This window comes from Streptomyces sp. NPDC057697, from assembly GCF_042799335.1.
Taxonomy (GTDB): Bacteria; Actinomycetota; Actinomycetes; order Streptomycetales; family Streptomycetaceae; genus Streptomyces.
The window spans coordinates 20153-45152 of the sequence record NZ_JBHVJA010000024.1 but is presented as its reverse complement, the minus strand read 5'-3'; the positions used below and the strand labels follow the sequence as shown (position 1 = coordinate 45152).

Sequence of the window (25000 nt, the reverse complement as noted above, 5' to 3'; positions counted from 1 at the left end):
GTGACGGTGTGTCAGATCTTTTCGAGGGCGAAACCCGCCTTGATCCACTTGCTGGACTCCACGGCCACCGCGAGCGCCTTCTGGCCGCTGGACATCTGCCCCAGCAGCCGCTCCAGCTGGAGGAACGGCAGTGCGTTGCCGTTGTTGCCGGTGTCGGCGACGCAGGACACCTCGATGGCGCCGGGCATGTCGAGTTCTTCGTGGATGCGGCGGGTCATCCGGCCCGAGAGCTGCGGCGGCAGCAGGTAGTCGAGCTCCTCGGCGGACCAGTCGAGGTCGCCGAGCATCTCCCAGAGGATCTCCACCGCCATCACGGGGACGAACTCCTCGATGGCCTTGTAGTCCTCCCGGACCGCCTGCCGGTCCTCGTACCGGTCGGCGAGGCCGAACCAGTCGATGACCTGGCCGGGCTCCCGGCCGAGGCCGGTGAACCGGTTGAGCACCCGGCGCAGGGCCACCGCCTCCGCCGCGGGCTCGGCGGTGAGCACCGCGGCTCCCGCGCCATCGCCGAAGAGGACGTAGTTGACCAGGTCGCTGGGGGCGGCGTCGGCGAGGTCCCGGTTCAGGTCGAGGTGCTTGCTGCAGACGTCGCCGCCGATGACCAGACCGGCCCGGTGCCCGTCACCGGCGATCAGCGTCCGGCCGAGGCCGAGCGCCTGTACGGCACCGGCGCAGCCGGACTGGAGCTGGTACGTGGGCACCTGGTCCAGGCCGAGCTGGTCGGCGATGTGGTTGACGGTGGCGGGCATCAGGTTGTCCGGGGTGGCGGTGCCGAGCACCACGAAGCCGATCTCGGCCGGGTCGACCCCGGAGGCGGCGAGTGCCCGCGCACCGGCCTGGGCGCACAGGTCGGCCAGTGACCAGCGCACCGTCCCGGTCCCGAGGTCCCGGGCGAAGTGGCGGGTGCGGGTGCCGATGAAGTGGTCGATCCACTCCTCGTTGACCTTGAGCACCTCGGCGAGGGTGGCGTTGTCGACCGGGTCGCCGGGCAGGGCGGTTCCGACCGAGGCGAGGTACACCTGGGCGGGGTCGCGGTCGGGCGGTGACTGCATGGTGGGGGTCCTTTCCACGGGCGGGTTCAGGCGGCGGCGGAGCGTCGTTCGCCCACGAAGCCGATCAGGTCGCCGATCGAGGAGAGCCGGGGCAGCAGCTCCTCCACGCTCAGCGGTTCGAGGTCGGGCAACCGCTCCTCGATCCGTTTCTTGAGCTCCATCACCATCACCGAGTCGAAGCCGAGGTCCTCGTAGAGCTTCGAACGCGGGGTGATCGCCTCGGGTGCGTAGCTGCCCACCTGGGCGACGGCGTCCAGTACGGCCTCGGCCACCGGGTCGGCGGCGGTCCGGCGGCCCTGGGCGAGCGCGACGGGCCGTGCCGCGTCCGGCTCCCGGCCGGACGGCTGCCCGCCGTCGCGCTCCGGGGCCGTGCCGGGCGGGGCGGCGGTGACCGGGCCGCGGGCCCAGAACCGGTGCTCGTCCGCGAAGGCGTACGGGGCCAGCCGGTGCGGTGCCCGGTCCTGGTCGGCGTAGACCGCGTCCCAGGCGATGTCGGCGCCGCCGCGGAACAGTTCGGCGACGGCCTCGGCCAGCTCCCAGCCACCGGCCTGTTCGCCGGGGACCGGGTGGACACCGCGCACCCGGGCCCCGTCGGAGGCGGTGAGCAGCCGGCGCGCCATGGGGGCGAGCACCGGCCGGGGGCCGATCTCCAGCAGATGGGTGGGTGCCTCGTCCAGCAACTGCCGTGCGGCGTCGGCGAACAGGACGGGGGCCCGGACGTGCTCCACCCAGTACGCGGCGTCCATCGGCTCGTCGAGCAGCAGTCTGCCGCGCAGTGTGGAGTGGACCGGCAGGGCGGGGACGGTGCCGCCGGTCTCCTCCGCCACCTCGGCGAAGCGTTCCAGCATGGGGTCCATCAGCGGCGAGTGGAAGGCGTGCGAGACCTCCAGACGGCGGGTTCTCACTCCCGCGCGGGTCAGTTCCTCCTCGATCCGGGCCAGTGCCGTCAGGTCTCCGGAGAGCACGGTGGACGTCGGTCCGTTGACGGCGGCGATCCCGACCAGCGGCTCCGTGCCGACCCGTTCGGCCAGCTCGGCGGCGCCGGCCCGGACGGACAGCATCCCGCCGCCCCCGGGGAGTTCCTGCATCAGCCGGCCGCGGGCCGCGATCAGCCGGGCGGCGTCCTCCAGCGGGAGCGCCCCGGCGACCACCGCGGCCGCGTACTCCCCGACGCTGTGGCCGAGCAGCAGCGCGGGGCGCACCCCGAGTTCGGTGAGGGTGGCGGCCAGGGCGTAGCCGACGGCGAACAGGGCGGGCTGGGCCCAGCCGGTGCGGTGCACCGCCGGGTCCGCGGCGAGCAGGAGTTCGCGCACCGAGCCGCCGGTGTGCGGCAGCAGGGCCTCGTCGGCCCGGTCGAGGAACCGCCGGAAGAGCGGGGCGTCGCGGTAGAGACCGGCGGTCATGCCGGGGTACTGCGAGCCCTGCCCGGTGAAGAGCAGTGCGGGCCGGGCCGGGCCGGTGGTCTCGGAGGTGAGGTCCGCCAGTTCCTCCTCGTCCCCGGCGGCCCGGCGCAGCGCGGTCACCAGGTCGCCGGTGCTGTCGGCCGGTACGGCGAACCGGAGCCGGTGCCCGGTCTTGAGCCGGTTGCTGCTCCAGCCCACCGCACCGGCCGGGACCACCCGGTGGCGCTGGAGGGCGTCGGCCTGCGCCAGGAGGTTGCGGCGCAGTGCCGGGGCGGTGGGGGCGGTCAGGGTGAACACCGCGGTACCGATGCCGGTGGCCCCGTCGGCGGTTTCGGCCTTCGGCCGGGCGGCGTGCGCGGGGGCGGTCTCCAGCACCGCGTGGGCGTTGGTGCCGCCCATGCCGAAGCTGCTGAGGCCGCCGACGGTGGCTCCGGCGGCCAGCCGCAGGGGTGCCTTGAGCAGCCGCAGGCCGTACCGGGAGAGCTTGAGCGCCGGGTTCTCGCGGGCGGCGAAGCGGCTGGCGGGCACCACCCGGTGGTGCAGGGAGAGGGCGACCTTGATGAGTCCGGCGACCCCGGCGGCGCCTTCGGTGTGGCCGAGGTTGCCCTTGACCGAGCCCAGCGCCATCGGCTTTCCGGTCCGGTCGGCGTGGAGTCCGCCGAGCGCCTTGACCTCGATCATGTCGCCGAGCACGGTGCCGGTGCCGTGGCCCTCGGTGAACGCCACGTCCGACGGGTCCACTCCGGCCCGCCGGTAGGCCGCGGCCAGCACTTCCTGCTGGGACCAGCGGTTGGGCGCGGTGAGGCCGTTGCTGCGGCCGTCCTGGTTGACGGCGGTGCCGCGGATCACCGCGTAGACGGGCTGCCCGTCGGCGATCGCGTCGTCCAGCCGGCGCAGGACGACCGCGCCGACCCCCTCGCCGCGGCCGATGCCGTTCGCCTCGCTGCTGAAGGGCTTGCACCGGCCGTCGGGCGCGGAGAGCCCGGCCTGGGTGTAGAAGATGCCCAGGGCCGGGGTGAGGGCCACGTTCACACCGGCCGCGATGGCGGTGTCGCACTCCCCCGCCAGCAGTGCGTTGCAGGCCAGGTGGACGGCGACCAGCGAGGAGGAGCAGGCGGTGTCGACCGCCAGGCTCGGGCCCTTGAGGTCGAGGTGGTAGGAGATCCGGTTGGCGGTCATGCAGTAGCCGTTGCCGGAGCCGACCTGTGCGGTGACCCGTGCGTAGTCGGTGAGGTGGAGATGGGCCCACTCGTTGCCCATCACGCCGACGAAGACCCCGGTGGCGGTGCCGGCCAGGCTCCGCGGCGCGACGCCGGTGTCCTCGACCGCGCGCCAGGCGCACTGGAGCAGCAGCCGCTGCTGCGGGTCCATCGCGGCGGCCTCGCGCGGCGAGATCGAGAAGAACTCGTGGTCGAAGGCGTCCGCGTCGGTGATGAAGCCGCCGCTGGTGGTGTTGGAGTGCCCGTCGGTCCCCGCGGCCGAGTAGAAGTCGTCGGCGTTCCACCGCTGTGCGGGCACCGGTCCGACGCCGTCGCCGGACCGCATCAGCAGGTCCCAGTACGCGGCGGGGTCCGGGGCCCCGGGGAAGCGGCAGTCGATGCCGACGATGGCGACGGGCTGCATCACGCCTCTCCCACGGTGGCGCGCAGCTCCTCCACCAGGTATCCGGCGAGGGCGTCGATCGTCGGGTAGTCCCAGGCCACGGTGGGCTCCAGGACGAGGTCGAAGTCCTCCTCGATGTCGCCGCACAGGCTCAGTGCGGCGACCGAGTCCAGGCCGTACTCGGCCAGGGGCACGGTGGACGCGATCTGGTCGGCCGGGCGCTTGAGGTAGAGCGAGATCCGGTTGGCGATCCACTCGCTCAGCGTCTCGACGGTGTGCTCACGGACGGTGGCCGGGCGGCCGGTGGGGACAGTCATGGCGTACTCCTCGCTGCGTTGGGACGTCTGGTGGCGGCTGATCAGCCGGCGAGTGGGGTGTCGTACAGGTCGTAGCTGCGGTGTTCCTGGAAGCGCCGCAGCACTTCCCGGTGGACCCGTTCCGCACAGCCGCCGGGCAGGTCGGCCGGGCGCTGTCCGAGTCGCCGGGCGAGCCGGTGCAGCGCGGCCGCGGCCCAGGCGGGGTCGGCCAGGAAGGGGTCGGTGCCGTCGGCCCGCGCCGCGCGCCGGACGCCCAGGACGGCGGCCGCGGCGAGGACCACCGCGTAGCGGTCCACGAGGGCGAAGGCGGTGGGGGCGGCGAGGGCGGTGCGGTCCTGCGGGGAGAGGGCGAGGCTGTCCTGCTGGATCCGCCGCAGCTCGTCCGCCATCCGCAGGGTCAGGGTGCGGACGGCCTGCTCCTCGGGGGAGCCGTCCGCCGTTTCGTCGCGGGCCGCGACCAGTGAGGCGCTGAGGCTGTCCCGGCCGCTCGCCAGGGTGAGCCGCTCGAAGGGGACGGCGGGCAGTGCGGTGCGGGGTTCGAAGAGGGCCGCCGGTGCCTGCTCGCCGGAGAACCAGGATCGCCGGGCCAGCCGGGCGAGTTGGGGGATGACGGTGGCCTGGCAGGCCGCCGATCCGGCGTGGCCGAGGCTGAGCACCGGCAGGTCCCGGACGTGCTTCTGGAAGATGCCGAACTCGCCTTCGCGGACGTAGAACCGGGCGCCGAGCACGATCGACAGGTCGTGCATGGTCTCCGTCAGCATCCTGGGCACCAGGTACTTCACGACGGCCGCGTAGACGCTGGTCTCCTCGGGCAGCAGGTGCACCGCGCGGGTGGCGGTCAGCGAGAGGCTGTCGCAGATCAGCAGGTCCAGGAAGGCGTCGGAGAGGGTGTCGCGGGCGTGCGGGATCTCCAGCACGGACCGTCGGTAGAGCTGCCGTCCCCGGGCGAAGCCGACGACGGTGCGCAGGCTGGTGTCGGCGGCTCCGAGTGCCATGCCGGGCAGGGCGCTGCGGGTGATCTGGAAGGAGCGCAGGGCCAGTTCCACGCCCTGGCCCGGTTCGCCGACGAGGGCTCCGGCCGGGACGGGGCAGTCGTCGAACTCCAGCCCGGAGATCCGGCAGCCGCGCACCCCCGCGGTGGGGTACCGGGGCAGGGTGCGGAAGCGGGCCGGGTCGAGCGCGTCGCGTTCGGCCAGCAGGACGGAGTGGCTGCGGGAGCCGGGCGCGTCGTCGGTGCGGGCGAACAGGGCGAAGGCGGCGGCCCGTTCGGCGTTGTTGATGACCTCCTTGCGGCCGTGCAGCCGGTGGCCGCCGGGCTCCGGGCGGGCCAGGAAGCCGTTGCGGACGAAGTCGTTGCCGTGCGCCAGCTCGTGGTAGGCGACCGAGACCCGGGCGCCGCCCAGCAGCAGCTCGGCCAGTCCGCGCCGCTGCTCCTCGTTCCCGGCGGTCCAGACGTTGACGGCCGCCATGAAGGAGGTGACTCCGTAGCCGAGGCCGAGCGCGACATCGCGGCGGAAGACCGGTCTCAGGACCCGTGCGAGGGTGTCGATCCGGGTGAGCCGTCCGCCGAGGTCCACGGGGACGAAGTCGGCGGTCAGCACCGCGTCGTCGAGCAGTTGTTCGCCGTCCACGGAGAGTTCGCCGGCCTCGTCGGCGGCCAGCAGCCGCTGGGCGCCGACCGGGTTGGCCGGGTCGGCGGGGTCGCCGAAGCGGCGCTCCAGTTCGGCGACCCGGGCCTGCGCGGCCGCTTCCTGGGCGGGGTCCGGGGCCGGGTCGGCCGGGGTCGCGGGCGGGCGGGACCCGGGAACCGCGGAGTCGGTCAGCATGGCGCCCCCTCGGCTGGACGGGTGTCGGTGGGTACGGCCTGTTCGGCGGCGTCGTGCCGGGCGGGGTGCCCGCCGCCGTGCAGTTTCAGCGGGAGCAGCGAGAACAGCTCCCCGGCCGCGCGGGTCTCCCGCAGCCGGGCCAGCAGTTCCGGGTAGGCCTCCGGCGTCGGGCCGTCCTGCTCGCCGAGCCGGACCAGCAGCCGGTCCAGGGCGGGCCACAGCCAGGTGGCGTCGCGCCAGAGTCCGCCGGTGCGGCCCGCGACGGCCTCCCGGTGGTTGTGCGCCCACAGGCCCAGGCAGGCGGCGCCCGCCAGGCAGAGGGAGTAGCGCCGGGCGACGTCGAAGGCGGCGGTCGGCACGTCGGAGACCAGGGCGCGGTACGGCGCCATGTCGGTGTGGACGCGGTGGGTCGCGGCGAGCAGCCGCTCGGCCGCGTCGAGGGCGCCCTTGAGCGCGGGGTGGTGCGCGGCCTCGGTGCGCAGTTCGGCCAGCGAGGCCGGGAGGGTGGCGAGGATGCCGCTGCCGCCCTTGGCGACCAGGGAGAGCCGGGAGGGGTCCAGCGGCGGCAGCGGTACGGCGAGGTCGAAGGCGGCGGTGGCCCCGGCGGTGTCCCCGGTGCCCCGGTCCCAGCCCCGGGAGAGCGAACGGAACTGGTTGATGAGGGAGTTGAGGTTGACCAGGGTATTGCCGTCGAACAGTCCGACGACCCGGTGGTCCCGGTCGACCTTCTGGAACATGCCTCCGGCGTGCACCCCCTTGAGGAAGGCGCGCGCGCCCAGCAGCCGGGTCAGCTCGGCGATCACCTGCTCGGTGCCGGTGGGCACCAGGTACTTGGTGGCGGCGGCGGCCACGCCGAGTTCGGCGGTGAGGGTGTGGACGGAGCGGATGGCCACGGTCGCGAGGGCCTCGCCGACCAGTACGTCGGCGGCCGCGGCGGCGAGCGACTGCCGTGCCTGCGGCAGGTCCACCAGCCGGCGGGCGTACAGCTCGCGCTCCTCGGCGAAGTCCAGGGCCAGCCGCAGCGCGTGGTCGGCCGCGCCCAGGGACAGCGCGGCACACATGGTACGGGTCAGCTGGAGCGCCTTGAGCACCGTCTCCAGGCCGCCGCCCTCGGTGCCGACCAGGGCGTCGGCGGGCACCGGGGCCCGGTCCAGGGCGATGCCGCTGATGTCGGCGCCCCGGATGCCGTGGGTGGGGATCTTGTCGAGGCAGCGGTAGTGGTCCGGTTCCAGGCCGCGCTTGTCGACCAAGAGCACGCTGAACCCGCGCGGTCCGCCCGCCGGGTCGGTCCGGGTCAGCATGGAGAGCAGGCTGCCCCGGGTGGCGTTGTTGATCAGCCACTTCTCGCCGCTGACCAGCCAGCCTCCGGCGCCGTCGGGCTCGCCGCGCACTTCGTCGGCGAGCAGGTCGCTGCCGTGCGCCCGTTCGGTGAGGCCCAGCGAGACGGGGACCCCGTCCCGGATGTCCGCGGCCAGCCGGGCGGCCTGCCCGGGGGTGCCCGACACCCAGACGCAGACGCCGCCCAGATAGGTCTTGCCGTGTCCGATGGCCACGGTGAGGTCGCGGCGGGCGACCGTCCGCATGACCTGCATGACGGTCTCGTAGTCGGTCAGCCGGCCGCCGTGCTCGACCGGTACGTAGAAGTCCTGGAGGCGCCAGTCGCCCAGGACCCGGCAGATGTCGGCGGGGAACGCCTCGGCCTCGTCCAGCTCCAGGCTCCGGGCGTGGGAGAACACGGTGGCGGGGTCGTCGGGGTCGCCCAGGAACTGTTCGAGTTCCTCGGCGCGCAGATAGGGCGGATGTTCCATGTCAGCCCACCGGTTCCAGGGCGAGGGGCCCGACCAGCTCGCGCACCGCGGGGTCGAGTACGGCGTGCAGCGGGGTGACGGCGCCGTCCAGGAAGAGCTTGCGCATCAGGGTCCGCTGGATCTTGCCGCTGGTCGTCCGGCGGACGGTCCCCGGGCGCACCAGCAGGACGTTGCCGGCGGGTACGGCGAACTCGCGGCTGATCAGCGCCTGGACGGTGGCGGTGGCGCTCTTGAGGTCCTGGTCGTCGAGGGCGCTCGGGCGGACCTCGTGGATCACCACCAGGTGTTCCTGGTCGGTGTCGACGGCGAAGACTGCTCCGGAGCCGAAGGCCGGGTCCAGTCCGCGCACCGCGCTCTCCACGTCGTAGGGGTAGATGTTGCGTCCGTTGATCAGGACCATCTCCTTGAGGCGGCCCGTCACGAACAGTTCGTCGCGCTCCAGCGCCCCGAGGTCGCCCGTTCTCAGCCAGGCCCCCAGCTCCTGCGCACCGGCGATCCGGGCTCCGAAGACCTCGGCGTTGGTCTCGGGGCGCCTCCAGTAGCCGACGGACACGCTGGCGCCGCGCACCCAGATCTCGCCGACCTCGCCCTCGGGGCGTTCCTCGCGGGTCTCCGGGTCGACGATGCGTACCTCGAAGTCCTCCGCGTGCACCACTCCGCTCGACGCCAGGGTCCGTGTCGGTGCCTGGAGGAACGGGCCCTCCAGCCGGCCGGCCTCAAGACCGGCGGAGTCCACCTCGCGCAGCACGGCCGGTCGGCCGGGCCGCTTGCCGGAGACCAGCAGGGTGGTCTCGGCCATGCCGTAGCAGGGGAAGGAGGTGTCGGCCCGGAAGCCGTACGGCGCGAAGCGCTCGGCGAACGCCCGCAGGGTGTCGGCCCGGACCGGCTCGGCGCCGTTGCAGGCGACCCGCCAGCTGGACAGGTCGATGCCTTCGAGGTGCGCGTCGGACACCCGCCGGACGCACATGTCGTAGGCGAAGTTGGGGGCGGCGGAGACGGTCACCCGGTGTTCGCTGAGCAGTTCCAGCCAGCGCACGGGGCGGCGCAGGAAGGAGGTCGGCGACATCAGCACGGCGCTGGTGCCCAGCCAGAGCGGTTGCAGCACATGACCGATCAGGCCCATGTCGTGGTAGAAGGGCAGCCAGCCGCCGAGGACCGTCTCCCCGTCGCCGCGGGTGGCGCGCTGGATGGCGGCCTCGTTGGCCAGCAGATTGCCGTGCGAGACCATCACGCCCTTGGGCTCGCTGGTCGACCCGGAGGTGTACTGGAGGAACGCCAGGTCGTCGGAGCGCAGCTTCGGGTCGCCCCAGGCCGCGGGGTCGCCCGCGAAGCCGTCCGTCGCGAGGCAGTGCACATCGGAGAAGCCCTCCTCCGCCAGCCATGCCTCCACGTCCGGTGCGTGCACCCCGAGGGTGAGCACCGCACCGACCCGGGCGTCCCGGACGATCCCGGACACCCGCTGGAAGTGCCGGCCCTGCTCGGTGGGCAGCGGGGCCGGAACCGCCACCGCGCCCGCGTACAGGCACCCCACGAACGCCTTGAGGAAGTCCAGCCCGGACGGGTACAGCAGCAGGACCTGACGTCCGGTCAGCCCCCGGTCCTGCAACCACGCCGCCAGGCCCTTCGCCGCCCGGTCGAGACCGGCGTAAGAGAGCCGCTCCGGTTCCACCCCCCGTACCCCGTTCTCCAGGAACAGGTAGGCGTCCGCATCCCCACGCTCTTCCGCCCGCGCGAGCACCAGCTCCGCGAACGATCCGAACTCCGCCACCGTCAATCCCCCTCGTTCGGCCGACACGTCCGTACCGATCATCAGTTCGAGCACTAAAGCCGTCTTTGCGCTGAGGTCCGGACCGTCAGGGACGGCACGGCCTCGGACACGCTTCCGGGCCGATCCGTCAGGGACGGCACGGCACAGCCCTCAGGCGCGCTTCTGGAATCCGCCCAGCTGCGCCCACAGTTCCCGCTCCCGAGCCGAGGGCGGGACTCCCCGCGGCAGCCGCTCGGGGTGGCCCGCAGGGGGCTCGTCCAGCGGTGCCGGTGCCTGCTCCGGGTGGGGGCCCAGGTGGTTCTCGGTGACCACGCCGAACATCACGCCGAGGTCGGCCAGGGCCCGTACACAGCCGGTGCCCGCGCGGCGCAGCGCGGACCTCCACCGCTCCCCCGCTCCCATCGCCTCGCCCCTCAGTCCGTGTCCCGGGCGAAGTCCGCGGTCAGGCGGACGTGCCCCGGCACCTCGGGCAGGTCGTGCAGGGCGTGCCGGAACGTCACCTCGCCGGTGGCGTCCTCGCCCGTCTCCGTGAAGCCCAGCGACGGGCAGAGGCCGCGCACCTTGCGGTTCTTGGCGGTCGGCCGGTAGCGGGCGTGCACGGCCGGTGCGCCGGCCTCGCGGGCCCGGCCCAGCACCGCCGCCAGGGCGGCCTGCTCGATGCCCCGGGCGAAGACCCGGCAGCTGAGCAGCGCGTTGTCGATGTGCCAGCCGTCCTCGGCGGTCCGCACCAGCACCAGGCCCACCAGCCCGTTGTCGCCGAACCGGTCGGTGGAGCGTACGGCGAGCACCAGGTGTTCGGCGGAGTCCAGCCGGGTCCGGATGTCGGCGGCCTGAAGCCGCTCGGTGGTGAGGTTGAACTGGTTGGTGCGCAGGGTGATCTGGGAGGCCCTGGCCACCTCGTGGTCCCGTACCGGGGAGAGCGAGACCCGCACGTCGAGCCGGGCCAGGTACTCCTCCATCGAACCGGCGCTGTCCAGCAGGTCCTGGCGGGCGGCCTCGGTCCGGTACTGGCCCGCGCGGGCCCGGTCCTCCGTGGTCAGCGCGGCCACGTCGAACCAGCCGTCCGCGAGCAGCCGCTCCACGTGCAGGGCGGGTTCCTCGTCCAGGCGTACGACGGCCACCCGGGGCAGGCTGCTCGCGACCAGTCCGCACTCGAACGGCGAGTCGTCGGCGAAGACGAAGCTGTCCACGCCGAGGTTGAGCTTCCCGGCGATGTCCAGCAGATTGCCGTCCTTGGGCTCCCAGTTGGCGTTCACCCGGACGAAGTCGTCCTCCCGGAGCACCATGTCGGGGTGGTCGCGCAGCACTTCGAGCACCGGCTCCCGGTCGTTCTTGCTGGCCACGGCCAGCAGCACGCCCTGGGCGCCGAGCTGCGCCACCACCCGCTGGAAGCGGCCGAACGCCTCTCCCCGGTACGTGGTGGCCGCGGCGATGCCCTCGGGGCCGTCGTCGCCCAGGATGCCGTCCCACAGCGTGTTGTCGAGGTCGACCACCAGGACCTTCTTGGCCCGTCCGCGCAGGGCGCGGGCCAGGTGGCCGATCTCGCGGGCGTACGCCGCGAGCAGTTCCTCGCCGAGGTGGGCCTTGGCGTATCCGGCCAGCCGGGGCTCGTTGACCGGGCCGCCCGCGGCGACCAGCGGGTCCAGGTCGACCACGTGCACCCGCTCGTGGGCGGCGGCGATGCGCAGCAGACCGGCGTTGAACTCCCGCCAGGCGATCCCGAGCCGGGCCCGGGACGGGGCGTCGACCAGCTGGCGGGTGTGGGTGGGCAGCAGCGGCAGGGTGTTGAGCACCAGGGTGCCGGTGCCGTGCTCGACATAGCGGGCGGCCAGCGACTCCAGCAGGCGCTGCTTGGCGGCGACGGCCTCTTCCAGGTCCTCCACCCGCCAGGGGTGCGGGAGTTCGTCGAAGACCACCTGGGCGTCCAGGACGCACAGCGCGAGGTCGGTGCCGGTGGTGTACAGGTCGCTGCCGGTGTCCCGGAGGTCGCGCAGCCAGGAGTCGTAGTCACCGGAGCGCAGTCGCGGTACGAGGCCGTGGCGCGCGAGTTCGGCGGTGAGCGGGGCCGTGAGGGCGCCCAGGGTGGAGTGCCCGGTCACCGCCACGGTGACCGCCTCCAGCCCCTCGTCGCCGTCCAGCACCTCCGCCGGGTCGAGCCGGGACAGCAGCTGCCCGGCCCGGACCAGGCCGCCCCCGGGCGCCCCGGCGGGTTCGGCCGCCGCCGCCAGTTCGGCCAGCAGTCCGGGCACCTGCCGGAACTCCTGGGCCAGCCGCCCCTCGTCGTGCAGGACGCGCAGCCGGTCCAGCGGTCCGGTCCGTTCGCCGGTGACGGTGTTCACAACCGCGGTCACAGCCTCTCCTTCGCCGCCCCTGATGGACGCGCCGAGCCTGCGGGGCGGCTCTTAAGGCTTCCTTGCGCGCGCCCCCGACGCTTCCTGGGGCGGGCTTCGAAGGGGGTGGTGCGGCCGGGTGCGGGTGGTGCGCGGGGCTGGTACGGCCGCCTGCTCCGCGTACCGGACACGGGCACGCCGAACGGCCCGCCCCCTCGCTCGACCGGGGACGGGCCGTTGCGCCGTGTGTCAGGCCGTCGGCCCGGCCACCGGCTCGCGGGCTCCCTTCGCGGCGGGCGCGGCGGGCTCCGCCCCGGCGGGCGGGCCCTCCATGCGGTCCAGGCGCAGCGCCGAGTGCAGCCTGCGCAGCGGTCCGGGCGCCCACCAGGTGGCGGCGCCGAGCAGCGCCATCAGCGAGGGCACCAGGAGCGCCCGGACCACGGTGGCGTCCAGCAGGACCGAGAACGCGGCGCCGAGCCCCATCTCCTGGACGAACACCAGCCGGGACAGCGCCAGCGCGCCCACCGCGATGCAGAACAGCACGGCGGCGCTGGTGACGGTGGCCCCGATGCTCGCCAGGCCGTCGGCGACCGCCTCCCGGTCGCTGCGGCCCGCGGCCCGCGCCTCCTTGATCCGGCCGAGCAGGAAGACGTTGTAGTCGGTGGAGAGGCCGAAGGCGAGGGCGAAGACCAGCACGGGCGTGGTGGTCTCCAGGCCGCTGTGGGCGTCGAAACCGAGGTTTCCGTCCTGGAAGACCCACACCAGGAAGCCGAACGCGGCGCCGGTGGAGAGCAGGTTCATCACCAGGGCCATGAAGGGCAGCAGCACGGATCCGGAGAAGGCGAACAGCAGCAGGACCGTCACGAGGGCGAGTACGCCGAAGGCCTCGGGCAGCCGGTCGGCGATGCTGCCCCGCTGTGCGAGGAAGTCCGCCGTCGTGCCGGTGAAGCGGGTGGTGACGGGAGCGTCCAGGTCCACGATCCGCTCGCCGGCCTTCAGCGCCGCCGTGTCGAGGGGGTTGCCCGTGAGGATCGCGTCGATCTCCCAGTGCCCCGCGTCCAGGCGCTGCGGGGAGCCCACGGACTCCACGCCCGGCAGCGCGGCGATCCGCCGGGCGTACGCGTCGAGTCCGGCCCCGTCGGAGGTGTCGGCGACGATCTGGAACGGGCTGGCGGCGAGTTCGTCGAAGTCGGCGGAGAGCCGGGCGGCGACCTGTCCGGCGCTGATGTCCTTGGGGAGCGAGGTCGGGTCGACGCCGGTGAACCGTACGCCGACGAGCGGGGAGGCGATGAGCAGCAGGACGGCGGTGGCGAGCAGCGCGGAGACCGAGGGCCTGCGCATCACCGCCGAGGCCAGCCGGTGCCAGCGCCCGGCGGTGGCCTGTCCGGCGCCCGCCGTCCGCTGCCAGCGGCGCGGGGCCAGCGCGTTGATCCGCTTGCCCAGCACGGCGAGCAGCGCGGGCAGCCCGAGCAGCGCGAACAGGGCGGCCGAGATGACGGTGATGACCCCGGCGAGGCCCATGGAGCGCAGGTACGGGTGGGGGAAGACCATGATCGCGAGGAGTGCCGCCGCGACCGTGAGCGCGCTGAACAGGACGGTGCGGCCGGCCGTGGCGACGGTCCTGCGCAACGCCTCGGCTCCTGGGCCGTGTTCGGCCAGCTCCTCGCGGTAGCGGGTGACGATGAGCAGGCCGAAGTCGATGGACAGGCCCAGCCCCAGGGCGAAGGCGAGGCTCATCGCCCCGGTGGAGACGTCCATCATGGTGGTGGCGATCCGGAGCCCCGCCATGGTGAGCAGCAGGGAGACGATGGCCCCGATCAGGGGCACGAGCGCGGCCACCAGGCCGCGGAAGACCAGGAACAGCGCGATCAGGATGATCGGTGTCGCCATCCCCTCGGCCTTGGCGAGGTCGGTGTCGGACACCTCTGCCACCTGGACGTGGCCGGGTGTGGCGCCGCCGAGCCAGGTGCGGTCGCGGAGCGCCGGGTCGTCCTCGATGGACTGCTGGAGCTCCTTCTCGGCCGTCTTCGTCTCGGACTCGGCCATCGGGCGCACGGAGCCGACGACCACGGTGCTGTGCCCGTCGCGGGATATCAGCGCGGGGTCGGCCGAGAAGTCGAGGACCTGCTTGACCTCGGGCCGGGACTTCAGCAGCCGGCCGGCCGCGGTGACGGCGGCCGGTGGTGTGCCGGTGCCGGACAGCCGCTCGTCGGTGCGGACCAGCAGCAGATAGCCCTGCTGGGAGTCGATTCCGGTGGCGCGGGTGATGATGTCGCGCGCGACGACGTTGCCGCCGCCCGGGTCGTCGTAGTCGGACAGCCCGTTGGTGAGCTCGTTCTGTACGGAACCGCCGAAGACCGCGGCCAGCACGGTGATCAGCAGCGTCGATAACAGCGCGACTCGCCGTCGGGCGTGGAGAGCCGAGCTCAGAGCGGAGAACATCGATCATTCCTTCCGTCGCGCGGCCGCCGTCACGACCAGCGCGGGCGCAGAACAGACACGTGCGCGCCAGCCTGGACCAGGAGGCTTGGCTCTCGCTAAGGCCTGCCCCACGAGGCGTGTCATGGCGGCCTTCTGACGTTGCGTCACCTCGCGGGTGGTCCCCGGGCGCGCCTTCCCGGGCCGTTTCGCAAGTCGGGCTTTAGGGCGTGGGCCAAGGGTGGGGCCAGACCGTTTCCGCGGACTTCACCGAACACGCGAGGAGCAAGCCATGACAGACACGGCCGGGCCCGGATCGGTGAGTACGCAGGTGTGCATCGTCGGCGCCGGCCCCGCCGGGCTGACGCTGGCGCTGGAGCTTGCCCGCCGGTCCGTGGCGGTCACCGTGGTGGAGCAGAGCGCCCACTTCAACCGCTCCTTCCGGGGCGAGTCGATCTCGCCGGACTCGGTGTGGCTGCTGGAGCGGCTCGGGATCATGGACAAGGTCCGCGACAGCACCCTGGAGACCCACCGGATGGAGATCCGGGACGGTGGCCGGCTGGTGCTGAACGCCGAGTTCTCGGCCTTCGACCAGCCCTGCCCGTACCCGATGGAGCTGCCGCAGCCTCCGCTGCTGGCCGCGCTGGCCGAGGAGGCCGCCGCGCTGCCGGGCTTCACCCTGCTGCGCCGGTCCACCGCGGTGGAGCTGCTGCGGGAGGGCGGGGCGGTGACCGGCGTCCGGGTCCGCGGGCCCGAGGGCGAGACCGAGGTGCGCGCCGCGCTCACGGTGGCGGCGGACGGCCGGTTCAGCAAGGTCCGGGAGATGGCGGGGCTGCCCTACGAGAAGATCCCGCTGGAGCGGGACTTCGTCTGGTTCAAGGTGCCGCAGCCCGAGGTCTGGGACCCGCACACCTACCGGGTCCGCATCAACGGCGACCGGCACGGGCTGTTCATCCCGACCGTGCCCGACCTGGTGCGGGTGGGCTTCAACATCCCCAAGGGCGGGCTGCGGGAGATGCGCAAGCAGGGCATCGAGTCGCTGTACGCCCGGGTCGACGAACTCGCCCCCGAGGTGTCCGAGGGGGTGCGGGCCTCCGTCACCAGCTGGTCCGACACCTCCATGCTGGACATCTTCACGACCGTGGTACCGCGCTGGTCGCTGCCCGGTCTGGTGCTGATGGGCGACGCCGCGCACACCCTGACCCCGGTACTGGGGCAGGGCGTCAACCACGCCATCGCCGACGCGGTGGTGCTGGCGCCGCTGGCCGCCGACGCCCTCGCCGACGGCGGTCCCGACGCGCTGCTCGTCGCCTGCCGCCGGTTCCAGCAGGCCCGGGAGGAGCACGTGGCCCGTTCCCGGGGCCTTCAGATGCGCCAGGAGCGGGCGTTCGCGCTCGGCGATCCCGCCAAGGTGGCGCTGCGCCGGCTGGCCTACCGCCTGGTGAGCTCCAACGGCTTCCTCAAACGAAAGATCGTGGCGGGCATCTACTACCCGCTCCAGGACGCACACCGCAGCGGGCGCGCCGTGCTGCCCGTGGCCGCCCGTACCACCAGCTCCCTGAGCTGACCGACATCCACCGACTCGGAGAGGATCGACCGATGACCGCACAGCCCGACGCAGCACCCACCCCGGACAGCCAGGAGGTGCTCGCCTACCCGTTCGAGCGCGAGTCCGCGATGCAGGCCTGCCCGGTCTACGGCCACCTGCGGGAGAACCAGCCGGTCGCCGAGGTACGCATGCCCAGCGGCGACCACGCCTTCCTGGCCACGCGCTACGACGACGTGCGCACCGTGTTCTCGGACCCGCGGTTCAGCCGGGCCGCCACCCTGGAGGACGGCGCGCCCCGGCTCGCGGCGGCGCCGCAGAAGTTCAAGAGCCTGCTGAACATGGACCCGCCGGAGCACACCCGCGTCCGCAGGCTGGTCTCCCGGGAGTTCACCGTCCGCCGGGTGGCCGCCCTGCGGCCGCGGATCCAGGAGCACACCGACGCGCTGCTGGACGCGATGGCGAAGAGCGAGGGGCCGGTGGACCTCATCCCGGCGCTGGCCTTCCCGCTGCCGGTGACCGTGATCTGCGAGCTGCTCGGGGTGCCGTTCGAGGACCGGGAGAAGTTCTCCGCCTGGTCCAGCGCGTTCCTGGCGACCACCTCGCGGACCAAGGAGGAGATGCTGGCGGCCCAGACCGGCCTGGTCACCTACCTGTCCGAACTGGTGGCGTCCAAGCGGGAGACGCCGGACGAGGGCCTGCTGTCCGCCCTGGTCTCCATCCACGACGAGGACGGCGACCGGCTCAGCCACGAGGAGCTGATCTTCCTCGGGATCAGCCTGCTGGTGGCCGGTCACGAGACGACCGTCAACCAGATCGCCAACAGTGTGGTCGCGCTGCTCACCAACCCGGAGCGCCTGGCCGAGCTCCAGGCGGACCCGTCGCTGATCGACGCCGCGGTGGAGGAGCTGCTGCGCGCGTACCCGCCGGGCGACGAGGGGCTGCTCCGGATCACCACCGAGGAGCTGGAGCTGGGCGGCGTGGTGATCCCGAAGGGCAGCGCGGTGCTGCCCGGTCTGGCGTCGGCCAACCGCGACCGCCGCCAGTTCACCGACCCGGACGAGCTCGACTTCCACCGTCCCAGCAACGCGCACTTCGCGTTCAGCCACGGCACGCACTACTGCATCGGTGCGGGGCTGGCCCGGCTGGAGCTGCAGATCGCGATCGGCACGCTGTTCCAGCGCTTCCCCACCCTGAAGCTGGCCGTGGCGCCCGAGGACCTGCCGCGTCCCTCGGGGATGCTGGTGCACGGCATCACCTCGCTGCCCGTGGAGTGGTGACCTCCGTCCACCCGAAGCCCTGACAGCGAGAAGCCCCCGGTCCCCCCGGGGGCTTCTCGCTGTCGATACGCCGGGCCACCGGTCCACGGCCCGCGGCCCACGGCCACTGGTCCACGTCCCGCGGGACGGTGGCGAGGCCAGGAGGTCCGGTCGTGCCCGGGGAGCGTCCCGGCACACGAGAAGCTCCCGGGCCGACGAGGGGGTCTCGTCGGCCCGGGAGCTTCCTGCGGCGCGGAGGCCGGCGGCTCAGTGCTCGGCTTCCGCCCTGGTCCGGTGCGGTTCTTCCGGTCCGGGGTCCGTGGTGGCCCCGGTCGTGCCGGCCACGGCCTCGGCGGCGGGCTGCTCCCCGGCGGCCTGCCGGCGGCGTCTGCGGGAGCGGAACCAGAACGCCAGGCGGACCGCGATCGCGGCGATCGCCGCGGAGATCACCGCCCGCTCCGGGACTTGATGGGGCGCATGGGGACTCCTGTACTGACGCGGGAACGGGAGAACGGTCGGGGCGGGATCAGGCCGCGTCGACCGACCGGCCCGCGCGCAGCGCGGAGACCACGTCCCACAGCTGGGCCGGGGTGGCGAAGGTGTCGGCCACCAGGTTCTCGTCGGGGATGCTGATCCCGTACACCTGCTCCACCTGTACCAGGAGCTCGACCATGGCGAGCGAGTCCAGGCCCGCGGCCCGGAGACTGGCGTCGGCCTGGAGCGGGCCCCGGGCCGCGAGCCGGGGCAGGGTCTGGTGCAGCAGTTCCTCGAAGGCCGGGTCCCAGGGGCCGGCCTGCCGGGTCTCGTCGGTCATGACGGTTCTACCTCCGTACGGTGGGCGGTTCGGGTTCGTGCGCGGATGCGCCGGTGGCGGGCTCCAGGGCGTGGCGGCTCAGCGCCAGCCGGGTGGCCGAGACGACGCGGTCGCCGTCGATCAGCGCCTCGGCCGGGGCCGGGTGGCCGAGGAAGCCGAGCAGACTCGCGCTGAGGCCGTACGCGCCCGCGTTGGGCACGGCGAGCAGGTCCCCGGAGCGGACGCCGGGCAGCTCCACCGCGCGCGCCAGGATGTCGGCCGGTGTGCACAGCGGACCGGCCAGGGTCACCGGTGCGGCCGGTTCGGGCTCCTCGGGCCGGGCCGGGCCGGTGGGCCGGGCCCGCAGGGGCAGCAGCCTGCCGAGACCGGACAGCCCCCCGAGGTGGTTGATCCCGGCGTCGAGGACCGCGTAGGTGCTGCCCCGGCTCGGCTTGACGTCGGTCACCGTGCACAGCAGCCGCCCGCTGTCGCCGACCAGGTAGCGGCCCGACTCGAAGGCGACCACCGGTTCCCCGTCGCGCCAGCCGGGCAGGTTCTCGTCCAGCACCTCGGCCAGCGCCTCGCGCAGCCGCCGGTACACGGGCCGCTCGCCCTCCGTCGCGTACGGGCAGGCGAAGCCGCCCCCGAGGTCCAGCAGCCTGAGCTGGATGCCGAGTCGGTCACGGAGCTGGGCGGCGGTGCGCACGCTCTGGGCCAGTTCGGCGATCAGGCCGTCCTCGTCGGCGGCGTTGGTCAGCGGGAAGAAGTGCAGGCCGACGACGCGGGTGCCGGGGACCAGCAGCCGGTGCGCGTCCTGTGCGAGCCAGTCCAGGTCGAAGCCGAACTGGGAGGGCCCGCCGGTCATCCGCAGCCCTGCGGTGCCCGGGGCCCCGGCGGCGTTGATGCGCAGCACGCAGTCCGCGACCACGCCGTGGGCGGCGGCCGCCGCACCGATCCGCTCCAGATCGCCGAAGGACTCGGTGGAGAAGGCCCGTACCCCGGCGCGGACCGCCTCGTCCAGCTCGGCCGGGACCTTCCCCGGCCCGGAGTACAGCAGCTCCCCGGCCGGGTGGCCGGCCTCCAGCGCGGCGGCGAGTTCGCCCCGCGAGGTGACCTCGGCGTGCACCCCGCCGCGGCGCAGCTCGGCGACCAGGCCGGGGTGCGGGTTGGCCTTGAGGGAGTAGTAGACCCGGGAGGGCTGCGGCAGGGCCTCGCGCAGGTCCCGCGCCGCCGCCCGGACCCGGGCCAGGTCGTAGACGTAGAGCGGACTGCCGTACGCCGTGACGAGCTCAGGATCGGTGACCATCGCGGCCCTTCCGTGACAGCGCGCGGGCGGCGGGCGTGAGCGGCCGGGTCACGGACCCACCTCGGTACCGGGGCCGCCCGCGGCCTGCCAGTCGGGCTCCTCCACGATCTCCAGCACCGCACAGGTGCAGGTGAAGCCGGAACCGCTGCCGACCAGCAGCACCTTGTCGCCGACGTGCAGCGCACCCGTCTCGGCCAGGTCGTTGAGCCCGGCGAACTGGTCGGCGGCGCCGAGGTGTCCGGCGCGGCGGGCGAACTCCCAGGTGGTGCGCTCCTCGGTGACACCGAGCATCTTCTGGACCTGCCACTCCATCTTGCTGCGCCCGGTCGCCGGGATGACCGTCCAGGCCAGGCCCTGCCGGTCGGTGCCGGCGTCGCCGAGGGCGGTGTCGATGGCCTCGCCGACCACGGCGACGAGCCGCTCGGTCGCCTCGCGGAGGCTGCCGTGCTTCTGTATGTAGTGACCGACCCGCTCGCTCAGGGTCTCCTGCTCGCCCTGCGGCAGCGGCTCGAAGCCCTTGCCCCGGACGACCGCCTCCAGGGAGTTGTTCGAGACCGTCGCGGTCGACAGCAGTCTGGCGAAGCCGCGCCGGTTGGACAGCACCACCGCGGCGGCGCCGTCGCCGTAGACGATGCCCTGCTCCTGCCGCCACCGGCGCATCAGCGGGGCGCCGAACCGGTCGGCGGTGCTGAGCACCGCGCTGGTGCCCTGCTCGGCCGACTCCAGCCGGTGGGCGGCGAGTTCGAGTCCGGCGAGACCGGCGTTGCACTCCTGCTTCAGCTCCACCGCCGTCGTCCGGGTGCCGACGGCGTGGTTGGCCACGTAGGAGGCCACCGGCCAGCCCTCGATGCCCTGGAAGTAGATGTAGCTGTGCACCAGCAGCGGGACGTCCTCGGGCGAGACCCCGGACCGCTTGAGCGCGGTGGTCGCGGCCTGCACGGCCATGTCGGGCGGTGCGACGTCGTCGGGGGCCACCCGGACCGACAGCAGCCCGTCGGCCTCGTACTGCTCGGGGTCGTACTCTCCCGAGTCGACGGCGGAGCGCGCGGATACCGCCGGAGGCAGCCAGGCCCCGGTCCCCGACACGTACATGTTTTGCCAGCGCATTGGGCCTCCATTCCTCGTGACGGCTCGCCAGGCAATGGAGCTTCGCCCCACCCCGCCGTCACCGGCATCCTCCAAGCGCCGACTTGGGCGACGCTAAAACGAACGCCCGGGTCCACGGGCCGGCCGCGCGCACAAGCCCGGCTTCAGCCCGACCACCGATTCTGGGGGCGCGGCGGCCGCGACCGCGGGCCGCCCCGCCTACGACAGGAGCCGAGCATGGAGGAATCCCCCCAGGACGGAGCGGCCCCGGACCCCCGCCGGTGGTGGGTGCTCGCGGTGCTGTCCGCCGCGCTCTTCGCGATCCTGCTGAACAACAGCCTGCTCAACGTCGCCATCCCGCAGATCGTCCGCAGCACCGGCGCGTCCATCTCGCAGATCCAGTGGATCGTCGACGCCTACATGCTGGTGTTCGCCGGGGCGCTGCTCACGGCGGGGACGCTCGGTGACCGTTACGGCCGCAAGCGGGCCACCCTGGCCGGCACCGCGACGTTCGGGGCCGGTTCCGTGGTGGCGCTGCTCGCCGACGGACCCTCCCAACTCCTGGTCGCCCGTGCCGTGATGGGGCTCGGGGCGGCGTTCGTGATGCCGGGCACCCTGGCGATCCTGGTGGATGTCTTCCCGGCGCCCGAGCGGGCTCGGGCGATCGGTGTGTGGGGCGCCGTCTCCGCGTTCAGTGTGGCGGCCGGTCCCGTGCTGGGCGGCACCCTGGTCGGCCACTTCTGGTGGGGGTCGGTGTTCCTGGTGAATCTGGTGCCGGTGGCGCTGGTGCTGGTGGCCGGTGCGGTGCTGCTGCCGGAGTCGGCCGATCCGGTGCCGCGGGCCGCCGATCCGGTGGGGGCGCTGCTGGGCGCCGGCACGATGGCGGCGCTGGTGTACGGGGTGATCCAGGTGTCGGGGCACGGCTGGGCCTCGCCGAGTGTGCTGGGGGCGCTGGGGATCAGCGCGCTCGCCGCGGTGGCGTTCGTCGCCTGGGAGCGCCGGCACCCGCACCCGATGCTGGATCTGGCGCTGTTGCGCAAGCCCGCCTTCATGGGCGCGGGGGCGGGGAACATGCTGCTGATGGTCGGCCTGGCCGGGACGTTCTTCGTGCTGACCCAGCGGTTGCAGTTCGGCCTGGGCTACAGCCCGTTGAAAGCCGGGCTCGGGATCATGCCGAGCGCGTTCGCGGTGGCGCTGGGTTCGGTGCTCTCGCCCCGGCTGACCGCCCGCCACGGTGTGCGCGGCGCCGTCACCGGAGGGATGGCGCTGGCGGCCGGGGGCGTTCTGGTGGTGGGTGTGGTGGACGGCGGGTATCCGCCGGTGCTGGTGGGCCTGGTGCTCGCGGGCATCGGCGTCGGACTGGCCATGGCACCGGCGACCGAGACGGCCATGTCCCTGGTCCACCCGGACCGTTCGGGTTCCGCGGCGGCCCTCACCGACACCATGCAGGAGCTCGGCAACGCGTTGGGGGTGGCGGTGGTGGGCACCGTGCTCGCCCGCCATTACGCGACGGGGACGGCCGATCTGTCGGGGGCCGCGGGACGTTCGCTGCACGATGCCCTGGAGCTCGCGGACCGTACCGGCGGGCGGGCCGGGGCCGTGATCGCGTCCACCGCCCGGCAGGCCTTCGACCACGCCGCGGCGGCCGGTCTGGGGGTCGCCGCCGCCGTGGTGGGGGCGGGCGCCCTGCTCGCCGCCTTCCTGCTGCCGGGCCGCACACCGGCACCGGCCGGAACCGGGCAGGTTTCCGGCCCCGCGCACGAAGAGCGATCAGTCACGGCGGAGCGTCGATCGAGCCCCGTAGAGTGACGATCAAGGGGCGCGGTCCATGACGGGGGGGCACGCTGACCGGCCCCCGTCACCCCCGTGCGCACCCGCCCCTCTCCACATCCCCAACCATCAGCAGGAGGTGTCCCCATGACGGGGTCCAAGGGCTCGTTACTCAGCAGGGCGGCGTACGTCGGCCCATCCATGCCGACACTGCACGCGGAGTACGCGAAGGGCGGGCGGATCGATGACCGGGCACCGGTCGTCGCGGCGTGCGAGGTGACCGTCGACGCCCCGCCGGAAGTCATCTGGCAGGTGCTCACCGACATCCCGCGGTGGCCGGTCTGGGTGCCCGGTGTCCGGGAGGCGGAGCTGAGCGGTGAATCCCCGGCTCCGGACCTGGCGTTCCGCTGGGTGCTGAACGGCATGCGGATCCGTTCCACGCTGGCGGTCGTGACGCCCGGGGAGGAGATCGCCTGGACGGGCCGGCTGGCCGGCTCGCGGGGGGTCCACCGCTTTCTGCTGCGGCCGGGGCCGGACGGCCGCACGGTCGTGCGGTCCGAGGAGTCGATCGGCGGCGCGCTGATCGGCCTGTACTACAGCAGCGCGAAGCTGGCCACGGTCCTGGAGGGCTGGCTGGGCGCGCTGAAGAACACGGTGGAGGAGGGGAAATGAGCACGACGACCGATCTGGCTCTGGCCTACAACCCGGTGTTCCTGGGCATCCGGTTCCTCCTCGAACTCTTCGCGCTGTACTGCTTCGGGGTGTGGGGCTGGCGACGCGTGCCGGGCCCGCTGCGCTATCTCGCGGTGGTCGCGATACCCGTGGTGGTGGCCATCGTGTGGGGCGACTTCGCCACCGCGGGCGACGAGGCCCGCTCGGGCGACACGACGTTCGACACCCCCGGACCGCTGCGTCTGCTGCTGGAGGTGGCCGTGTTCGGCGGCGGCGCCGCGGCGCTGTGGCACGCGGGCATGCAGAAGGCCGCCCGCTGGTTCCTGATCGTCCTGGTCGTCTACCACGTGGCGGCGTACGACCGGATCTGGTGGCTGCTCCAGCACTGACCGGAACGGCAGACGGCCCGTCCCCGGGGGACGGGCCGTCTGCCGTACGTGTGCGGTCGGGCTGTCAGCCGTCGCTCCCCGCCGCCGGGCCGGCTGCCAGCAGCGCGCGCAGCGCCTTGCTGTCGGTCTTGCCGTTGGCGGTGAGGGGCAGGGCGGGCAGCACATGGCAGAGGTCCGGCACCTTGGCGGCCTCCAGCCGGTCGGCGAGCTTCACCAGCACCTGCTCCGCGGTGAGTTCGCCGACGACGAAGAGCACCATGTCCCGGTCCTCCTCCGGGGCCAGCAGGGCCGACTCGCGGACCCCGTCGATGTCCAGGACCGCGGCCTCGATCTCCACCGTGCTCATGCGCGAGCCGCGCCGCTTGAACAGGTCGTCCCGCCGCCCCTGGAAGTACAGGTACCCGTCCTCGTCGAGCCAGCCGTAGTCACCGGTGTGGAGTGTGGTCCGGCCGTCCTCCGGGCTCGGCCGGAACCGCAGCGCGGTGGGTTCCGGGGCCTGCCAGTACCCCGCCATCACATGCGGACCGCACACCGCGATCTCACCGATCTCGAACGGGGGCAGCCGCCGCCCGTCCTCGTCCACGACCAGGACCTCGGTGCCGGGCAGGGCCCGCCCCACCGAGGTGGGCCGCGCCAGGTCCCCGTCGGGCTCCAGCACGGTGATCCGCTTGCACTCGGTGGTGCCGTACATCGGGGCCACCGCCGCGCCCGGGAAGGCGTCCCGCAACGAGGTGATCAGCGAGGTGTTGAGCGCCGCGCCGGTGTTGGTGAACAGCCGGATCCGGGTCGGCCGCGGATCGCGGGAGGCCAGGCGCACCAGCAGTTCACCGAGCGAGGGCACCAGCGGCACCACGGTGGCGCCGTGGTCGCGGGCGAACCCCAGCAGCCGGGCGTGGCTCTCCGGGCCCGACAGCAGCAGCTCGGCACCAGCCTGCGCGGAGAGCAGGATCTGGTAGAGGCCGTAGTCGAAGGAGAGCGGCACCGCGGTGAGCACGACGTCGTCCGGGCGGTAGTTCAGCCGCTGCGCGACCGCTCGGGCGGCGAAGACCACCTGTGCGTGCGGGCAGGCCACGGCCTTGGGCGCGGCGGTGCTGCCGGAGGTGTAGATCAGCAGGGCCAGGCGGTCGGCGGGCACCTCGGCCTCGGTGCGCCCCGCCGGGTCGGCGGGCCCGGACAGGTCCAGTTCGGAGACCACGGCGACGGGGACCCCGGACGGCCAGCGGTGACCGTCGGCCTCCTCCCGTTCCGCCGCCTCCACCACGATCAGCGCCGGTGCCGAGTCGGCCAGCACCGGCTGGAGGTGGAAGGACTTCATCGCCGGGTTGATCGGGACGAGGACCGCCCCGCGCCGCCAGGTGCCGAAGAGCAGCGCGGTGAACTCGCGGAGGCTGCCCACCCGGGCCAGCACCCGGTCGCCCGGCCGGATGCCGTAACCGTCCAGGACGCGGGCGAAGGAGTCGGCCGCGGCGTCCAGTTCCGCGTACGTCCAGGCGCCGTAGCGGTCCCGCACCGCGGGTGCGCCGGGCCGCGCGGTGGCGGCCTCGCCGAGGAACGCCTCGGCCGCGTTGGCGATCCGTTCGGCGTGCTCGGAGCCGGCGGCGCCGGCGGCCCCGGCCACGGTTACGGAGTCGAGCGTGCGCGTGGTCAATGGTCCC

At 73.6% G+C, this 25000-nt stretch carries 19 protein-coding genes; 5 read left to right on the top strand and 14 right to left on the bottom strand.

The window, feature by feature from the left end:
- Positions 1 to 11: 11 nt before the first annotated feature.
- The 9 genes from ACFVFH_RS35070 to ACFVFH_RS35030 all read right to left on the bottom strand — a co-directional run bounded on the left by ACFVFH_RS35070 (position 12) and on the right by ACFVFH_RS35030 (position 14548).
- Positions 12 to 1052, bottom strand: a complete 1041-nt coding sequence (locus tag ACFVFH_RS35070; protein WP_383776818.1) for a 3-oxoacyl-ACP synthase III family protein — start codon at positions 1050 to 1052, stop codon at positions 12 to 14.
- 26 nt (positions 1053 to 1078) lie between these two features.
- Positions 1079 to 4078, bottom strand: a complete 3000-nt coding sequence (locus tag ACFVFH_RS35065; protein ID WP_383776816.1) for a type I polyketide synthase — start codon at positions 4076 to 4078, stop codon at positions 1079 to 1081.
- Positions 4078 to 4374 (bottom strand): acyl carrier protein, encoded by a 297-nt coding sequence (locus tag ACFVFH_RS35060; RefSeq protein ID WP_383776814.1) that lies wholly within the window; start codon positions 4372 to 4374, stop codon positions 4078 to 4080. The genes ACFVFH_RS35065 and ACFVFH_RS35060 overlap by 1 nt, the downstream gene beginning before the upstream one ends.
- Before the next feature lie 41 nt (positions 4375 to 4415).
- Entirely contained in the window at positions 4416 to 6200 is a 1785-nt protein-coding gene (locus tag ACFVFH_RS35055) for an acyl-CoA dehydrogenase family protein (protein ID WP_383776811.1), read from the bottom strand.
- Positions 6194 to 8008, bottom strand: a complete 1815-nt coding sequence (locus ACFVFH_RS35050) for an acyl-CoA dehydrogenase family protein (protein WP_383776809.1) — start codon at positions 8006 to 8008, stop codon at positions 6194 to 6196. The genes ACFVFH_RS35055 and ACFVFH_RS35050 overlap by 7 nt, the downstream gene beginning before the upstream one ends.
- A gap of 1 nt (position 8009) precedes the next feature.
- Entirely contained in the window at positions 8010 to 9818 is a 1809-nt protein-coding gene (locus ACFVFH_RS35045; RefSeq protein ID WP_383776852.1) for a fatty acyl-AMP ligase, read from the bottom strand.
- Between the two features lie 108 nt (positions 9819 to 9926).
- A complete protein-coding gene (locus ACFVFH_RS35040; protein WP_383776805.1) occupies positions 9927 to 10178 on the bottom strand; it encodes a DUF6059 family protein in 252 nt (83 codons plus the stop codon).
- An 11-nt stretch (positions 10179 to 10189) separates the two neighbouring features.
- Positions 10190 to 12127, bottom strand: coding sequence for an HAD-IIIC family phosphatase (locus ACFVFH_RS35035; RefSeq protein ID WP_383776802.1), 1938 nt, complete (start codon positions 12125 to 12127; stop codon positions 10190 to 10192).
- A gap of 228 nt (positions 12128 to 12355) precedes the next feature.
- Positions 12356 to 14548: an MMPL family transporter gene (locus ACFVFH_RS35030; protein WP_383776800.1), complete on the bottom strand. Its 2193-nt coding sequence runs from the start codon at positions 14546 to 14548 to the stop codon at positions 12356 to 12358.
- A gap of 268 nt (positions 14549 to 14816) precedes the next feature.
- Here ACFVFH_RS35030 and ACFVFH_RS35025 point away from each other — a divergent pair, with 268 nt between their 5' ends.
- Both ACFVFH_RS35025 and ACFVFH_RS35020 read left to right on the top strand, forming a co-directional pair.
- Positions 14817 to 16091: an FAD-dependent monooxygenase gene (locus ACFVFH_RS35025; protein ID WP_383776798.1), complete on the top strand. Its 1275-nt coding sequence runs from the start codon at positions 14817 to 14819 to the stop codon at positions 16089 to 16091.
- 32 nt (positions 16092 to 16123) lie between these two features.
- On the top strand, positions 16124 to 17350 hold the full coding sequence (locus tag ACFVFH_RS35020; RefSeq protein WP_383776794.1) for a cytochrome P450: 1227 nt from the start codon (positions 16124 to 16126) through the stop codon (positions 17348 to 17350).
- Positions 17351 to 17596: 246 nt separating this feature from the next.
- Here the strand turns inward: ACFVFH_RS35020 and ACFVFH_RS35015 are convergent, their stop codons facing one another.
- From ACFVFH_RS35015 to ACFVFH_RS35000, 4 genes are all read right to left on the bottom strand, one after another.
- Positions 17597 to 17779: a hypothetical protein gene (locus tag ACFVFH_RS35015; RefSeq protein WP_383776791.1), complete on the bottom strand. Its 183-nt coding sequence runs from the start codon at positions 17777 to 17779 to the stop codon at positions 17597 to 17599.
- Positions 17780 to 17855: 76 nt separating this feature from the next.
- Positions 17856 to 18143 carry an acyl carrier protein gene (locus ACFVFH_RS35010; protein ID WP_383776788.1) on the bottom strand — a complete coding sequence of 96 codons (288 nt, stop codon included), beginning with the start codon at positions 18141 to 18143 and terminating at the stop codon, positions 17856 to 17858.
- 7 nt (positions 18144 to 18150) lie between these two features.
- On the bottom strand, positions 18151 to 19428 hold the full coding sequence (locus ACFVFH_RS35005; RefSeq protein ID WP_383776785.1) for a type III PLP-dependent enzyme: 1278 nt from the start codon (positions 19426 to 19428) through the stop codon (positions 18151 to 18153).
- Between the two features lie 48 nt (positions 19429 to 19476).
- Positions 19477 to 20535, bottom strand: coding sequence for a ketoacyl-ACP synthase III family protein (locus ACFVFH_RS35000; protein WP_383776783.1), 1059 nt, complete (start codon positions 20533 to 20535; stop codon positions 19477 to 19479).
- A 216-nt stretch (positions 20536 to 20751) separates the two neighbouring features.
- On the opposite strand from ACFVFH_RS35000, the gene ACFVFH_RS34995 reads away from it, so the two are divergent.
- The 3 genes from ACFVFH_RS34995 to ACFVFH_RS34985 all read left to right on the top strand — a co-directional run bounded on the left by ACFVFH_RS34995 (position 20752) and on the right by ACFVFH_RS34985 (position 23345).
- Entirely contained in the window at positions 20752 to 22323 is a 1572-nt protein-coding gene (locus ACFVFH_RS34995; protein ID WP_383776780.1) for an MFS transporter, read from the top strand.
- A 108-nt stretch (positions 22324 to 22431) separates the two neighbouring features.
- Positions 22432 to 22956 (top strand): SRPBCC family protein, encoded by a 525-nt coding sequence (locus tag ACFVFH_RS34990; protein ID WP_383776778.1) that lies wholly within the window; start codon positions 22432 to 22434, stop codon positions 22954 to 22956.
- Entirely contained in the window at positions 22953 to 23345 is a 393-nt protein-coding gene (locus tag ACFVFH_RS34985; protein ID WP_383776776.1) for a YrdB family protein, read from the top strand. The genes ACFVFH_RS34990 and ACFVFH_RS34985 overlap by 4 nt, the downstream gene beginning before the upstream one ends.
- Before the next feature lie 64 nt (positions 23346 to 23409).
- Here ACFVFH_RS34985 and ACFVFH_RS34980 read toward each other — a convergent pair whose 3' ends face one another.
- Positions 23410 to 24963: a class I adenylate-forming enzyme family protein gene (locus tag ACFVFH_RS34980; RefSeq protein ID WP_383776850.1), complete on the bottom strand. Its 1554-nt coding sequence runs from the start codon at positions 24961 to 24963 to the stop codon at positions 23410 to 23412.
- Positions 24964 to 25000 lie beyond the last annotated feature (37 nt).